This is a genomic window from Cobetia sp., assembly GCF_983723665.1.
This window is the reverse complement of the sequence record NZ_CFDJES010000062.1, coordinates 6,589-8,561: the sequence shown is the minus strand read 5'-3', so window position 1 is coordinate 8,561 and position 1,973 is coordinate 6,589. Positions and strand designations below refer to the sequence as shown.

Sequence of the window (1,973 nt, the reverse complement as noted above, 5' to 3'; positions counted from 1 at the left end):
GCAATCCCCGAGATCCGGCTGCCGGAACGTGTCTCGGCCAAAGTGTCGACGCGCATCTCGCCCGCCGTCTGACTGCCATCACCGAGTTCATTGACCAGGTGGGTCAGCGAGGCATAGCGCTCGAAGTTGAGTGACTGACCGAGGGTTGCCGAGATGATCGCCTCACCCAGCTGCCCCAGCACCTCGCCCATCTGGCTGATTTCCCGAGCCACGAACAGCAGATGTGTCAGGTCTTCGGCGGGAGCGCGCTTCTTCTTGAGCTGGCCGGTGAGTGCCCGGATGCGACCTTCACTGTCCCGCTTCAGCTTCTCGCGACTGCGCGCGAGCTTCAGGGCCAGGGACAGGGAGCCGTTCTCCAGAGACATCTCGCTGCGCAGAATGCCGCGACGCACACGGCGCAGCGACTTGACCAGCACGACATCATCGACCAGCTGGACATCATCGACGCGAATCAGCTGCTCCAGACAACTGCGCGCCAGCTCACTGAGCCGTGCCAGACCACTGGCGACCTCGACCAGGCTCTGATGGAAGCGGGCCCGCGCGTGCGAGCGCTTGTGGTTTCGGGCTTCAGGGCATGCCTGTTCGATACGCTGGCAGAGGTTCTCGGCGTACCCCTGGCGCTCCAGCAGCTTGCGCGCCATGGCCGCCGTCGGCGCGGACACGAACGCCTGCAGCCAGCCATATTGGCTATCCACTTCCGAACACAGAAATCGAAGGTTGTCGCGCGTGCTTTCAGGCCAGGCCTGATCCATGCCATCTCTCCATCCACTGGGGAATCATCCCAATATCCCAGTATTCCAAGCAAAGATGACAATCAGCGACACACGCTGGATCAATCATCTATTTCGCTCACGACCGACCAGAAACATTCTCCTTCAATGAATTCCACCCTCCAGACGCTTCCCACTAGACGTATCGCTTATAGCTGGGCAAGACCGGATTCGGCGACAGTAGCGCAAGGGACCAAATCAGCCTCGCGCTACTCACCACAGATGGAGTTCGGAATGACCATTACCTGCATCAATGATCTGCAACGCCTGGCGAAACGCCGCGTGCCGAAGATGTTCTACGACTATGCCGATTCCGGCTCGTGGACGGAGTCCACCTATCGGGCCAACGAGGCCGACTTCGCCGCGATCGGACTGCGCCAACGGGTGATGGTCGACATGGACAATCGCACTCTGCGCACGAAGATGCTCGGCGAGGAGGTGGCCATGCCGGTGGCGATCGCGCCGACTGGCCTGACCGGCATGCAGCATGCCGATGGCGAGATGCTGGCCGCGCGCGCAGCGAGTGACTTCGGTATTCCCTTCACGCTCTCGACCATGAGCATCTGCTCCATCGAGGACGTCGCGTCCGTCAGCTCACGGCCCTTCTGGTTCCAGCTTTACGTGATGCGTGACAAGGATTATATCGGGCGGCTGATCGATCGCGCCAAGGCAGCGGAGTGTTCCGCGCTGGTACTCACCGCTGACCTGCAGATCATCGGCCAGCGCCACAAGGACCTGATCAACGGCCTGAGCGTGCCCCCTCGCCCCACCGTGGCGACCGTGCTCGATCTGGCCACCAAGTGGCGCTGGTGTGCCGGCATGCTCAAGACCAGGCGCCATACCTTCGGCAATATCGCCGGCCACGTGAAGGATGCCGAGAATCTGAGTTCCCTCTCGAAATGGACCGCCAGCCAATTCGATCCGAGCCTGAGCTGGGACGACATCAAATGGATCAAGGACCGCTGGGGCGGCAAGCTGATCATCAAGGGCATCATGGAGCCGGAAGATGCCGAGTTGGCCGTGCAGGCGGGCGCCGATGCGGTGATCGTCTCCAATCACGGCGGACGTCAGCTGGATGGTGCCGCCTCCTCCATCTCCGCCCTACCGGACATTCTCGCGGCAGTCGGCGACAGGACAGAGGTCCACATGGACGGCGGCATCCGCTCCGGACAGGATGTGCTCAAGGCGGTGGCGATGGGTGCC

2 protein-coding genes are annotated in these 1,973 nt (G+C 61.9%); one reads left to right on the top strand and one right to left on the bottom strand.

Annotation, left to right across the window (positions count from 1 at the left end; all coding sequences use genetic code 11):
• Positions 1-752, bottom strand: a 752-nt coding sequence (locus AC4FAH_RS08120) for a hypothetical protein (protein WP_490245880.1), incomplete at its 3' end; no start/stop codon positions are given.
• A 252-nt stretch (positions 753-1,004) separates the two neighbouring features.
• Between AC4FAH_RS08120 and AC4FAH_RS08115 the strand changes: the two genes are divergently transcribed.
• Positions 1,005-1,973, top strand: a 969-nt coding sequence (locus AC4FAH_RS08115) for an alpha-hydroxy acid oxidase (protein ID WP_490245879.1), incomplete at its 3' end; no start/stop codon positions are given.